The following is a 12924-nucleotide window of genomic DNA, read 5'->3' as shown; positions in this document are numbered from 1 at the left end:
GTGCCGCCCGACGAGTTCGCCGCGCGGCACCGGTCTGCAGGGAATGACGTCGACCCGGCACGGGTTGGCGTCACAGACTGGCGGCGCGCGGTGACGACGCCCGCGACCCCCACCCGGCCCCGACGGCCCCTCGGACCCGCACGCCCCGCCCCGGGGCCCGACGCGACAGGCGACCCCCGTGACCGACCGCACCGACCAGCCGACGACCGTCGTCGAGCCGTCCGCCCGGACCTCCGACGCCGTCGAGGCCCCCACCACGCTCTCCGCGCGCGACCGGCTCGCGATCGCGCTGCTCCTGGTCTCGACGTTCGTCGTGATCCTCAACGAGACGATCATGGGCGTCGCGCTGCCGCGCCTCATGCACGACCTCGACGTCACCGCGAGCACCGCGCAGTGGCTGACGACCGCGTTCCTGCTGACCATGGCCGTCGTCATCCCCGTGACCGGCTTCTTCCTGCAGCGCACCACGACCCGTGGCGCGTTCCTCACGGCCATGAGCCTGTTCGGTCTCGGCACGCTGATCTGCGCGCTCGCGCCCGGGTTCCCGGTGCTGCTCGCGGGCCGCGTCGTGCAGGCCATGGGCACCGCGGTCATGCTGCCGCTGCTCATGACCACCGTGATGACCGTGACGCCGCCGGCGTCGCGCGGCCGCACGATGGGCAACATCTCGATCGTCATCTCGGTCGCCCCCGCGCTCGGGCCGACGATCTCGGGTCTGATCCTGTCGGTGCTGTCGTGGCGGTGGATGTTCGGGCTCGTGCTGCCCATCGCCGCGGTCGCGCTCGTGCTGGGCGCGCTGCGCCTGCCGAACGTCACCGAGCCGCGCCAGGCGCGCGTCGACGTGCTGTCGGTGCTGCTGTCCGCGGTCGCGTTCGGCGGGCTCGTGTTCGGGCTGTCGAGCGTCGGGGAGGCCGCGCACGGCGGGTCGCGCGTCGTGACGGCCGCCACGCTGCTCGCGGGCGCGGCCGGCCTCACGCTGTTCGTCGCGCGGCAGGTCTGGTTGCAGCGCACCGACGCGGCGCTGCTCGACCTGCGCACGTTCCGCTCGCGGACTTTCGCGGTGGGCGTCGCGATGATGGCCGTCATGATGATGGCGCTGTTCGGCGTCATCATCATGCTGCCGATCTACGCGCAGGACGTGCTGGGGCTCGACACGCTGCGCACGGGCCTCATGCTGCTGCCGGGCGGTCTGCTCATGGGTCTGCTCGCGCCGCTCGTGGGCCGCGCCTACGACAAGGTCGGCCCGCGCCCGCTGCTCGTGCCCGGCACGATCCTGGTGAGCACGGCCACGTGGGGCATGGCGCTGCTGCTCGGCGAGGGCAGCGCGCCGTGGATGGTCGTCGTGGCGCACCTGACCATGTCGGCGGGCCTCGCGCTGGTCTTCACGCCGCTGTTCACGTCGGCGCTGGGGTCGGTCGTGCCCGAGCGGTACTCGCACGGCAGCGCCGTGATCGGCACCGTCCAGCAGGTCGCCGGTGCGGCCGGTACCGCGCTCTTCGTCACGGTGCTCTCGGCCACGGCCGCGGGGCTGGCGGCGGGCGGCGCGTCCACCGCCGCCGCGACCGCCGGCGGCGTGCACGCGGCGTTCCTCGGCGGTGCGCTGCTGACCCTCCCCGCGATCGCCGCGGCGTTCGCCGTGCGCCCGGCCCCTGCGGGCACCGCCGCACCGGCCCACCACTGAGCCGACGGACCGATCACCCCGCCGCGGGCCGGGCGTCGCGGGCGGCGTCCGGCCCGGGTGCGGTCCCGGCCAGGTGGGCGACGGCGTCGAGCACGGCCGCGTGCAGGCGGGGGTCGCCCAGCGGGCGGAAGTGGCCGTCGAGCGGCAGCCGCACGTTGACGGCGCCGGGCAGCTCGCCGCCCGCCGGCACGTGCGGGTCGAACCGGGCGTACAGCGACCAGGTCCGGGCGTGCGTGGCGACCTCGCGCGCGATCGCCCGCACGTGCGGGTCGCGCGGCGACAGCGCACGCACCGACCGCACCGGGAACCACCGCGCGTAGACCGACCCGGCGAACGGCGTGTTCACGGCGACGAGCCCCGCGACGCGCCGCCCGGCGTCCGGGTCGCCCATCACGAGCTTGCCGATCAGCCCGCCCTTGGAGTGCGCGACCAGCACGACGCCGCGCAGACCGAGCTCCTCGACGCGCGCCGCGACGACGCGCGCCGACGCCGCGAGCGGGCGGCCGTTGAGCCCGAGGCCGGGCACGACGTGCACCGGGTGACCCGCCGCGAGCAGCGCACGCGCGAGGTCCGCCATGACCGGCCAGCGCTCGTAGATGCCCGGCAGCAGCAGCACGGGCGCCCGGTCCCCCGCGGCCCACGCGTCGGCCCGCACCGGCCGCAGCGCCCGCAGCTGCGCGCCGACGATCCACGCGTAGTCCCGGGCCCACGCGACCCCCTGACGCGCGCGGTGCCGCGCGGTCGCCACGCGTCGCCCCAGGGCCCTCGGCCCGCCCGGCGTCGTGCTCATCGCCGCACGTGCTCCAGCACGAGGTCGCCGACCTGGCGGCTGTGCTCGTAGATCACGGCGTGCGACGCCCCGGCGATCTCGACCCAGCGGCCGTCGGGCGCGGCGTCGGCGAGCAGCTGCGCCCACGCGCGCGGCGCCACGTGGTCGTGCTCGCCGCGCACGACGAGCACGGGCACGTCGACCGCCGGGAGCCGGTCCTCGATCGGGTAGCGCAGCATGCGCGGCAGCACCTGCGCGAACCAGTGCGGCCCGCACTCGACGTACCCGCGCAGGGCGATGCCGCGCGTGCGCGGCGACTCGTGCACCGAGCTCTGCAGCAGCCGCAGCGCCTGCCGCGGGACGGAGCGCTCCTGCGCGTTGACCGGCGGACCGATCAGCACGGCGTGCGACGCGATCCCCGGGTGGCTCGCGAGGACCTCGGTGACGATCTGCGAGCCCATCGAGTGCCCGAGGAACGTGGGCCGCTCGAGGCCGACGTGCTCGACCCACCGCGCGATGAGCCGCGCGAAGTCGTCGATCTCGAGGTGGCGGTCGGGCCGCGGGACGCCGGCGAACCCGGGCAGGTCCAGCAGGTGCACGGCCCCGACGCGGCCGAGGTGCACCGCGAGCCGCTCGAAGTACTCCGAGCTGACGCCCAGGCCGTGCACGAGCACGATGTCGCGCCGGTCGGCGACGGGCACGTCGTCGGTCTCCTGGATCCACGTCGTCCACGTGCGCAGCGCGAGGCCGCCGATCCGCACGCGGTCGATGCGCACGTTGAGCCCGTTCGGCGCCTGCGAGGCCCGGACCGTCTGCGGCACGTGCACCCTCCCCGGTGGTCCTGCTGCGCCCGCGCGGCGCGCGGACCAGCAGGATCGTCGCACGGCGTCAGCCGGCGGGCAGCGTGAGCACGGCGCGCAGGCCGCCGGTCGGCGACTCGTCGAGCGTGACGTCGCCGCCCTGCTCGCGCGCGACCTCGCGGGCGATGGCGAGACCGAGGCCCGTGCCGCCGGCGTCGCGCTCGCGCGCCGCGTCGAGGCGCACGAACCGCTCGAACACGCGCTCACGGTCGCCCGGCGGCACGCCCGGGCCGTCGTCGTCGACGACGACCCGGACGGCGTCGTCGACGCCGGCGTCGCCCGTGCGCCGCTCGACCCGCACGGCGACGGCGGAGCGCGCGTGCCGCGCGGCGTTGTCGACGAGGTTGCGCACGGCGCGCGCCGTGGGCCCGGCGGCCCCCAGGGCGGTCGCGGCACCGGTCACGGTGACCTCGACGCCGCGCGCGTCGGCGGTCGGCACGACGGACGCGGCGGCCTCGGCCGCGACCTCGGCGAGGTCGACGGGCCCGCGCGCGGCCGGTGTCGCGCCGACGCGCGCGAGCACCAGCAGGTCGTCGACCAGGGCCTGCATGCGCGCGACCTGGGGCGCGAGGTCGGCGACCAGGTCGGCGACCGGGTACGCCTCGGGGTGGGCGGCCGCGACCTCGACGGCGGCCCGCGCGGCCGCGACGGGTGAGCGCAGCTCGTGCGCGGCGTCGGCGACGAACGTGCGCTGGCGTGCCGCGGCGGTCTCGAGCCGGTCGAGCATCGCGTTGAGGGTGCGGGCCAGCGCGCCGAGCTCGTCGTCGGCGGCGGGCACGGGCAGCGACCCCGGCCCGCCCGCGAGCGCGACCCGGTCGGCCGCGGCCCGCAGGTCCTCGACGGGCGCGAGCACGCGCCCCAGCAGTGCGCGCAGCACGAGCGCGAACCCGACGGTGAGCACGGGCACGACCAGCAGCAGCGCGACGCGCAGCGCGCGCACCACGCCCTCGACGTCGGCGAGCGGGACGGTCGTGACGAGCGTCGCCGGCTCGCCGCGGTAGGTGACGGCGCGCACGGCCGCGCGCGCGACCCGGTCGTACGCGCTGGCCTCGGTGCCGACGACGAGCACGCGGCCGCCCGCGCGCTCGCGCCACGCCGTCAGCGTGGCCGCGTCGACGACCGGCAGGGTGCGGCTCGCGGTGGTCGAGGTCGCGAGCACGGCGCCGGAGGCGTCGAGGAGCTGCGCGACCTCCCCCGGCTGCGTGACGGGCAGCGCGTCGGGCACGCGGTCGTCGGCGACGAGGGCGGCGAGCGTCGCGGACCGCTCGCGCACGGCGGTGTCGACGGCGGCGGTGCGGGCGACGCCCACGACGCCCGAGAGCGCGAACGCGCCGACGACGAGCACGACGGCGACCGACGCGGTCGCGACGAGCGTGAGGCGCGCGCGCAACGACGTGCGGCGCCACCACGCGTCCCGCGCCCGGCTCACGCGGCCCCGCCGACGCGGTACCCGGCGCCGCGCACGGTCGTGACGGCGTCGCGCCCGAGCTTGCGGCGCAGGTACCCGACGTACACCTCGACGACGTTCGGGTCGTCGCCCCGCGTGTCGAACACGTGGTCGAGCAGCTCGAGCTTGCCGACGACGCGGTCGGCGTGCCGCAGCAGGTACTCCAGCAGGGCGGTCTCGCGGACCGTGAGCTCGACCGGTGCGCCGTCGCGCGTGACGGCGCGCGTCGCGGGGTCGAGCTCGAGCGCGCCGACGCGCAGCACCGCGGGACGCGGGGCGACGGGCCGGCGCACGAGCGCGCGCAGCCGCGCGACGAGCACGACGAACGAGAACGGCTTGGTGAGGTAGTCGTCGGCGCCGACGTCGAGCCCGTCGGCCACGTCGTGCTCGCCGTCCTTCGCGGACAGCATGAGCACGGGCGTCCACACGTCCTGCGCGCGCAGCGCGGTGACGACGTCGTAGCCGTTGCGCCGCGGCAGCATGACGTCGACGACGAGCACGTCGTACTCGCCGTCGACGGCCATCCGCAGGCCCGTCTCGCCGTCGTGCGCGGCGTCGACCGCGAACCCCTCGGCGGTCAGGCCGCGGCGCAGGGCGCGCACCAGCCCGACCTCGTCGTCGACCACGAGCACGCGCACCCCGGCAGCATCCCACCCGCGTCCGGGCGCGGGTGGCACGCCGCTCAGGTTCCGCTCAGGCACCGGGGCGCACGGTGGGTCCCATGGACACGACCCCCGTCACCCCCCGGTCCCGCGTCCGCGCCGCGTGGGCGGTGCCCGCCGTCGCCGTCGTCGCCGTGGGCGCGGCGTTCGCCGCTCCCCCGCTGCTGGCGTCCGCCGACACTGCCGGTCTGCCGACCGTGCAGCCCGACGAGCTCGTGACGCGCGTGCTGGAGGCCGAGCCGCAGGCGCTGTCGGGCACGGTCGTGCACACCGCGCGTCTCGGCCTGCCGGACCTGTCGCTCGTGCAGGTGGGCGGCGCGGACCCTGTGAGCCTGCTGGGCGGGTCGACGACGCTGCGCGTGTGGACCGACGGCGAGGCGCGCTCGCGCGTGTCGCTGCTGGGCACCGCGTCGGAGTACTCGGCGGTCACCGACGGCACGCAGGCGTGGACGTACTCGTCGTCGGACGACGAGGTCGTGCACTACGCGCTCTCGCCGCAGGACGCGGCCCGTGCGCAGGCGCTGCGCGACGACCCGCCGACCCCGCCGGCGGACCTGCCGACGCCCGCCGAGCTGGGACGTCAGGCGCTCGAGCGGGCGCAGCAGGACGCGACGGTGAGCGTCGACGCCGCCACGAAGGTGGCCGGCCGGGACGCCTACCAGGTGGTCGTGACGCCGACCTCGACGACGACGCTGGTCGGCCGGATCGTGGTCGCGGTCGACGCCCGGACGTGGACGCCGCTGCGCGTGCAGGTGTGGAGCAGCGACGACGCGCAGACCCCGGCGCTCGAGGTCGGGTTCACGGACGTGACGTTCGCCGCGCCGGCGGACTCGGTGCTGACGTTCACGACGCCGCCGGGCGCGCAGGTCCGCGAGGTCACGGTGCCGCTGCCCGATGACGCGACGCTCGCGGCGCACGGCGACGTGCCGTCGACGCTGCCCGACGACCCGGCGGACGCGCCGCTGCCCGACGGCGTGACCGTCACGGGCACCGGCTGGGACGCGGTCGTCGAGGTGAGCGACGTCGACGTCGCGGCCCTGCTCGCGGGCGACCCGTCGGCGGTCGCGTCGCTGCCCGACGTCGAGAAGTCGTTCGGCGGCGGCGAGGGTGCGAACCAGCTCTTCGACCAGTTCATGGGCGAGGGCGACGGCCCGCCGGTCGACCTCGACACCGCGACGCTGTACGACCAGCTGACGACACCCGTCGAGGGCGGGCGTGCGCTGCAGTCGTCGCTGCTGTCGGTGCTGGTGCTCGACGACGGCCGCGTGCTCGCCGGCGCCGTGCCGGTGGACACGCTGCGCGCGGTCGCCGGCGCGTGACGGCCACGCTGCGCGCCGCGGCGCCGGCCGTGCCGCACGCTGGTGCCGTGACCGACGACGCCATCCGCACGCACGCGCTGACCAAGCGGTTCCGCACGGGCCAGGTCGCGGTCGACGGCATCGACCTGGCGGTGCCGCGCGGCGCCGTGTACGGGTTCCTGGGGCCCAACGGCTCGGGCAAGACGACGACGATCCGCATGCTGCTCGGGCTGGTCGCGCCCACGTCGGGGCGGGTCGAGCTGCTGGGCGAGCCGGTGCCGCAGCGTGCCGCGCACGTGCTGCCGCGCGTGGGGGCGCTGGTCGAGGGGCCCGCGTTCCAGCCGTACCTGTCGGGCCGCGCGAACCTCGCGCGGCTCGACGCGGTCGACGCGTCGACCGACCCGAGGACGGCGCGCACACGGGCCGAGGCCGCGCTCGAGCGCGTCGGCCTGACCGCGGCGGCGGACAAGCGGTACCGGCAGTACTCGCTCGGCATGAAGCAGCGCCTCGGCCTGGCCGCGGCGCTGCTGCGGCCGCGCGACCTGCTGGTGCTCGACGAGCCGACCAACGGGCTGGACCCGCAGGGCACGCGCGAGGTGCGGCACCTGGTGCGCGAGCTCGCGGACGCCGGCACGACCGTGCTCGTGTCGTCGCACCTGCTGGCCGAGATCGAGCAGGTGTGCACGCACGTCGGGATCATGGGCCGCGGGCACCTGCTGCTGCAGGGCCCGCGCACCGAGCTGACCGCGCGGCGCGCCGCGCGGATCGCGGTCCGCACGCCGGCCGCCAGCGCGGACGCCGCCGTGGCCGAGCTGCGCCGGCTCGCGCTGGACGACGTCACCGCCGACCGCGCGGTCGCCGACGGGACCGTGACCGTGTGGGCGGCGGTGCGCGACGACACGGGTCCGGCACCGCAGGACGTCACGGCCGCGCTCGTGCGCGCCGACGTCCCGGTCGTGGGTCTCGACGTGCGTCGACCCTCGCTCGAGGACGTGTTCGTCGAGCTCACCGGGGAGGGCTTCGATGTCGCCCGCTGACACCACGGCACCTGCCACGCCCGCGGGGGCCGCCGCCGTGCCCGCGCCGGGCGCCGACGTACCCGTGCGCCACCGCGGCGCGCTCGCGCGCCTCGTGCGCGCCGAGCTCGCGCTCGTGCTGGGCCGCCGCCGCAACCTCGTGCTGCTCGTGGGCCTCGCGCTCGTGCCGCTGCTGCTCGGGGTCGTGCTGTACCTCGCGCAGGACACCGCGCTCGCCGGGCAGGGACCGCCCTTCGTGTCCCGCGTGACGGGCAACGGGCTGTTCCTCGTCGTCGCGTCGCTGTTCCTGTGCACGCCGTTCCTGCTGCCGCTGACCATCGGCATCGCGTCGGGCGACGCGATCGCGGGCGAGGCGTCGGCCGGCACGCTGCGGTACCTGCTCGTGGTCCCGGTCGGGCGCGGCCGGCTGCTCGCGGTCAAGGCGCTCGGCGCGCTCGTGTTCGCCGCGGCCGCGGTCCTCGCGATCGCCGTGGTGGGGCTCGTGGTCGGCGCGGCGCTGTTCGGGGTGGGTGACCTCACGCTGCTGTCGGGATCCACCGTCCCGCTCGCGGACGGCGTGCTGCGCGTCGCGGGCGTCGTGGCGTACGTCGGCCTGTCGATGACGGGGCTGGTCGCGGTGGGGCTGTTCTTCTCGACGCTCACCGAGGTGCCGATCGGGGCGATGGCCGCGACCGTCGTGGTCGCGGTGGTGTCGAGCGTGCTCGACCAGCTGCCGCAGCTCGCCGCGATCCACCCCGCGCTGCTCACGCACCACTGGTTCGACTTCGCCGAGATGCTGCGCGTCGTGCCGTCGGCGGACGTCCTCGCGCAGGGCCTGGCGGTGCAGGCGGGCTGGGTCGTGGTGTTCGGCGCGCTCGCGTGGGCCCGGTTCACGACGGCCGACGTCACGTCCTGACCGGCGCGCACCGGCGCCGGACGGTGCCACACTCACCGGTGTGAGCGAGCACGACGACGAGACCTACCGCCCCGACGGCCTCACCTACGGCCTGCTGCTGGTGCGGGCCACGCGTGACGACGTGCTGCGCGTGCTGGTGCGCGAGCGCTTCTCCGGGTGGGTCGGGCCGGCGCAGGACGGCTGGGTCGTCGCGGTCGCCGACCGCCCGCGCGGTCACGTCGCGGCGCGGCGGCGCTACCTGCCCGACGTCGGCGAGCTCGTGTCGGGCGACCTGCACGCCGTCGTCGTCACGGTGGTCGTGGCGCGCGACCTGCTGCTGCAGGTGTGGGCGCACGACGACGGCGCCGAGGTCGTGACGTACCTGTCGGACGCGCACCTCGCGTTCCCCGACGACGAGGACGCGTTCGGCCCGCAGGGCGCGCACGGGGCGCGCACGCTCGCGGCGCTCGCCGGGCGCCCGGACGCGGGTGACGAGCTCACGACGCTGCTGTCGGACGAGCGCGGCGAGTCCGACGCCGAGTCGGAGCGGCTCATGGCGGTGTGCCGTCTGCTGGGGTGGCCGCAGTGGCTGGTCGCGGTCGACTCGCTGCCGCGGCGCGTGCCCGGCGGCCCGGACGCGGACGCGTTCACGCGACTGCGCGCGGGTCGGACGGGCGTCGGCGGGCTGCTCGCGGCGCGCGCCGCGGCGGTCGTGCGCCGCGACGAGTGACGCGGGTCAGACGATGCGGGGCGCGTCGGGCGCGAGCCGGCGCTGCAGGCCCGCGCCGAGCGCGAGGCCCGCGAGCACGCCGAGGCTGATCGCGACCATCGACACCCCGGTGGTGACGATCGTCGTGACCGCCTGGTCGGTCGAGTGCCCGAGCACGGACGTCACGCCGACCAGGCCGAGCGCACCGGGCACGAGCACCCAGAACCCGGGCAGGAACGTCACGAGGAACGGCGGGCCCTCGCGGCGCGTGGCCGCGAGCATCGCGACGGGCGTCATCGCGAGCGCGCCGACGAACGACGAGACGACGGCGCCGAACAGCACGCCGCCGAGCACCTGACCGGCGTACGCGACGAGCAGCACGAGCGTGATCCACGGCAGCGTGCCGCGGTGCGCGTCGTTGTGCAGCACCACGCCGACCGCGTAGACGAGCACGCCCACCCACGGCGCCGCCCACCCGAGCGGCTGGCTGCTGGCCGACCCGACCTCGGCCGCGGGGACGCCGACGAGCCCCGCGGCGACCGTGATGCCGAGCGCGAGCAGCACGAGCTGCATGACACCGGCGGCGAGCCGCGCGGACCCCGCGATCATCTGCCGGGTCGCGAGGTCGATGACACCGGTGGTCAGCAGCGCACCGGGCAGGAACGTCACGAGCGGCGCGACGAGCGGCGCGAGGAGGCCCACCGACCAGCCGGTGCGCACCAGCAGCAGCACCGGCAGGGCGACCGCGAACGCGCACAGGCCCACGAGCAGACCCTGGTAGAGGGCGGGCACGCGCCGGGTCGCGGTCGTCAGCAGCGCGACCCCGCCGCCGAGCACGGCCGCGACGAGCACGTCGAGGCCGCCGCCGCCGAGCACGAGCGCGAGGCCCGCGGCCATCGCGACGTAGCCGGCGGCGCGGCGCGGCACGGTCGACGTCGGCTGCGACAGCACCACCGCCGCGAGCGCGTCGAGGCCCGCCCGAGGGGTGACGTCACCGCGCTCGGCGGCGTGCGCGAGGTCGAGGACGTCGCCCACCTGGTCGAGGCGCAGCACGCGACTGCCCGCGCTCGACACCGCCGTCTGCACCGTGCCGTGCCCGGGCACCGAGACCATCACCGCGGTCGGGAACGTGACGACCGACGCCTCGGGCAGCCCGTTGACGGCAGCGACGCGCTGCAGCGTCGTGTTGACCTGGACGATCGGCGCGCCGGCGTCGACCATCGCCTCGCCGAGCCGCACGAGGAACCGCACGGCCTCGTCGCCGCGCGCGGTGAGCGGGTCGGCCGTCGCGGCGGCGTCGGTCACGGCTGCGTCCGGCACGGCGGGCACGGCGCCGTCCGCGGTCGGCGCGTCGGTCACGGGTGGCAGCACGAGGGTCGTCGCGGCGTCGCCGGCGGGCGTCGCGACCGCCGGCGACGTGGCGGCGGTCGGCGCACCGTCCACCGGGGCGGCGCCCGCGCGCGCGGCGGCGGCCGGCGCCCCGACGCGGCGCCACCACCACCACAGCCCCACGGCGGCGCCGACGAGCACGAGCAGCGCGCCGAGCACCACCGCCCACGGCACGGTCGACTCGGCGACGGCCGGCTGCGAGGGCCACACGGGCACATGCACGGTCGACGTGGTCGTCGGCGTGGGGTCGGGCGTCGCGACGGTCGGCGACGGCCCGGGCGTCGAGGTCGGTTCGGGCGTGGTCGTGGCCTCGTCGGAGGGGGTCGGCTCGGGCGTCGGCCCCGGCGTCGCGTCGGTCGGCGTCGGTGCGGGCGTCGCACCCGGGGTCGGGGTCGGTGCGGGCGTGGCGCCGTCGGTCGGGGTCGGGCTCGGGGCCGGCGCGTCCGTCGCACCGGGTTCGGGACCGACGACGCCCTGCCCGGGGTCGACCACCGGGGCGTCGGGCGCGGGCGCGTCCGGCACGGCGGCGGACGCGGGCACGACGAGGACGGCGGGCACGTTCATCCCTCGACCCGGTGCACGACGACGGCCGTGTCGTCGAGCGAGCCCTCGGGGGTCATCCCGGCCAGGACGCCGTCGGCGATCGCGTCGGGGTCGGCGCCGACCAGGCCGACGAGCAGGCGCTCGAGCGCCGCGAGCCGCGAGCGCAGGTCGGACCCCCGGCGCTCGAGCAGGCCGTCGGTGCACAGCACGACGACGTCGCCGGCGGCGACCGCGACCACGTCGTGCGGGCGCGGCTCCCGAGCGACCGTCAGCGGCGTGCCGCGCGCACCGGTCAGCCACGTGACGGTGCCGTCGGTGCGCAGCACCGCGGCCGGCGGGTGGCCCGCGCTGGTGTACGTGTAGGTGCCCGCCGCCGGGTCGAGGACGCCGCAGTGCACGGTCGCGTACTCGGCGCCGGGCAGCGTGCGCGCGAACGCGTCGAGGCCGTCGACCGCCGGCGCCGGTGCGTCGGTCCGCAGCAGCAGGGCGCGCGCGGCGCTGCGGAGCTGACCCATGCGCGACGCGGACTCCAGGCCGTGCCCCACGAGGTCGCCCACGACGATCCCGGCGCGCCCGCCCGGCAGGTCCGCGACGTCGTACCAGTCGCCGCCGACCGCGAGGCCGCGCGTGGCCGGCACGTAGCGGGTCGCGACGCCCGGGCGGTCGACGGGTGGTTCGAGCATCGCTCTCTGCAGGACGTCGGACACGCGTTCCAGCATGCCGACCTCGCGCTCGTGCCGCAGCGCGCCGGTGAGGGCCCCCGCGACGGCGTCGGCGACGAGCCGCGCGAACGTGCGCAGCTGGTCGTCGACGGGGCGCAGCGCGCCCGCGCGCAGGGCGAGCAGGCCCTCGCGGTCGTCGATCGCGACGAGCGGGAGCGGCACGACGAGCAGGCGGCCGGCCTGCTGCACGGTGGCGGTCCGCGCGGCGCGCTCGACGAGCGCGGCGTCGACGTCGTCGGCCGGCCCGTGCACCCACCGCAGCCCGCCGCGCGGGCCCAGCGCGGCGCCGACGAGCGTGAGGTCCGGCCCGTCGGCGAGCGTCGCGGCGGCCGCCGCGACCACGGCCCCGACGTCGGGCCCGGCCGCCTGGAGGCGCGACTGCAGCAGCGACAGCTGCCCCACGCGGCGCCGCTCGACGACCTGCGCGGTGCTCTCGGTCGCGATGTCGAGCAGCCCGCGCACCTGCCCGTCGACGTCGAGCAGCGGGCTGTAGGAGTACGTGAAGAACGTCTCCTCGTCGAACCCCGAGCGGTGCATGACGAGGCGCTGGTCGACGACCCACGTGGGCCGCCCGGCCTCGACCTCGCGCACCGAGGGCTCGATCGCGTCCCAGACCTCGGCCCACACGGCGGCCAGGGGCGAGCCGAGCGCGCCCGGGTGCTTGTCGGTGCCGAGCATCTCGCGGTAGCCGTCGTTGTAGATCATCGTGAGCTCGGGGCCCCACGTGACGAGCACGGGGAACTCGGTGCCGAGGCACAGCTCGACCGCGGCGCGCAGCGGCAGCGGCCACGCGGCGGGCGGGCCCAGCGGCGTCGCCGCCCAGTCGACGGACCGGACGGCGGCCCCCATGGCGCCGCGCGCCGTCGCGCGCAGGAACCAGGGCGACCTCATTCGTCCGAGGTTACCCGCGGCGCGCGGCGCACCTCGGGGCGG

The 12924-nt window shown here is 77.2% G+C and carries 11 protein-coding genes; 5 read left to right on the top strand and 6 right to left on the bottom strand.

Annotation, left to right across the window (positions count from 1 at the left end; all coding sequences use genetic code 11):
- Positions 1-178 precede the first annotated feature (178 nt).
- A complete protein-coding gene (locus tag CS2_RS00380) occupies positions 179-1681 on the top strand; it encodes a DHA2 family efflux MFS transporter permease subunit (protein WP_070318410.1) in 1503 nt (500 codons plus the stop codon).
- Positions 1682-1694: 13 nt separating this feature from the next.
- On the opposite strand, the gene CS2_RS00375 is transcribed toward CS2_RS00380, so the two are convergent.
- The 4 genes from CS2_RS00375 to CS2_RS00360 form a co-directional block, all read right to left on the bottom strand.
- Entirely contained in the window at positions 1695-2471 is a 777-nt protein-coding gene (locus CS2_RS00375; RefSeq protein WP_156441927.1) for an esterase/lipase family protein, read from the bottom strand.
- Positions 2468-3271: an alpha/beta fold hydrolase gene (locus CS2_RS00370; protein WP_143320409.1), complete on the bottom strand. Its 804-nt coding sequence runs from the start codon at positions 3269-3271 to the stop codon at positions 2468-2470. Before CS2_RS00370 ends, CS2_RS00375 begins: the two co-directional genes overlap by 4 nt.
- A gap of 67 nt (positions 3272-3338) precedes the next feature.
- Positions 3339-4739 (bottom strand): HAMP domain-containing sensor histidine kinase, encoded by a 1401-nt coding sequence (locus tag CS2_RS00365; protein WP_070318409.1) that lies wholly within the window; start codon positions 4737-4739, stop codon positions 3339-3341.
- Positions 4736-5395 carry a response regulator transcription factor gene (locus CS2_RS00360; protein WP_070318408.1) on the bottom strand — a complete coding sequence of 220 codons (660 nt, stop codon included), beginning with the start codon at positions 5393-5395 and terminating at the stop codon, positions 4736-4738. Before CS2_RS00360 ends, CS2_RS00365 begins: the two co-directional genes overlap by 4 nt.
- An 83-nt stretch (positions 5396-5478) precedes the next feature.
- Between CS2_RS00360 and CS2_RS00355 the strand changes: the two genes are divergently transcribed.
- Genes CS2_RS00355 through CS2_RS00340 form a run of 4 tightly spaced genes read left to right on the top strand, consistent with a single transcriptional unit; the run spans position 5479 to position 9358 of the window.
- Complete coding sequence (locus CS2_RS00355; protein ID WP_070318407.1) at positions 5479-6738, top strand: LolA family protein; 1260 nt, start codon at positions 5479-5481, stop codon at positions 6736-6738.
- 47 nt (positions 6739-6785) lie between these two features.
- Entirely contained in the window at positions 6786-7754 is a 969-nt protein-coding gene (locus CS2_RS00350) for an ABC transporter ATP-binding protein (RefSeq protein ID WP_201775249.1), read from the top strand.
- On the top strand, positions 7741-8649 hold the full coding sequence (locus tag CS2_RS00345; protein ID WP_082739557.1) for an ABC transporter permease: 909 nt from the start codon (positions 7741-7743) through the stop codon (positions 8647-8649). Before CS2_RS00350 ends, CS2_RS00345 begins: the two co-directional genes overlap by 14 nt.
- Positions 8650-8689: 40 nt before the next feature.
- The gene (locus tag CS2_RS00340) at positions 8690-9358 is read left to right on the top strand and encodes a hypothetical protein (RefSeq protein WP_046527971.1); all 669 of its coding nucleotides are present in this window, start codon (positions 8690-8692) and stop codon (positions 9356-9358) included.
- A gap of 6 nt (positions 9359-9364) precedes the next feature.
- On the opposite strand, the gene CS2_RS00335 is transcribed toward CS2_RS00340, so the two are convergent.
- Positions 9365-11290 (bottom strand): threonine/serine exporter family protein, encoded by a 1926-nt coding sequence (locus tag CS2_RS00335; RefSeq protein WP_070318406.1) that lies wholly within the window; start codon positions 11288-11290, stop codon positions 9365-9367.
- Positions 11287-12882, bottom strand: coding sequence for a PP2C family protein-serine/threonine phosphatase (locus CS2_RS00330; RefSeq protein WP_070318405.1), 1596 nt, complete (start codon positions 12880-12882; stop codon positions 11287-11289). Before CS2_RS00330 ends, CS2_RS00335 begins: the two co-directional genes overlap by 4 nt.
- Between the last annotated feature and the right edge of the window lie 42 nt (positions 12883-12924).

Origin of the sequence: Cellulomonas iranensis NBRC 101100 = JCM 18110 (genome assembly GCF_001552375.1) — a bacterium.
Taxonomy (GTDB): domain Bacteria; phylum Actinomycetota; class Actinomycetes; order Actinomycetales; family Cellulomonadaceae; genus Cellulomonas; species Cellulomonas iranensis.
This window is presented reverse-complemented; position numbering and strand designations above follow the sequence as displayed.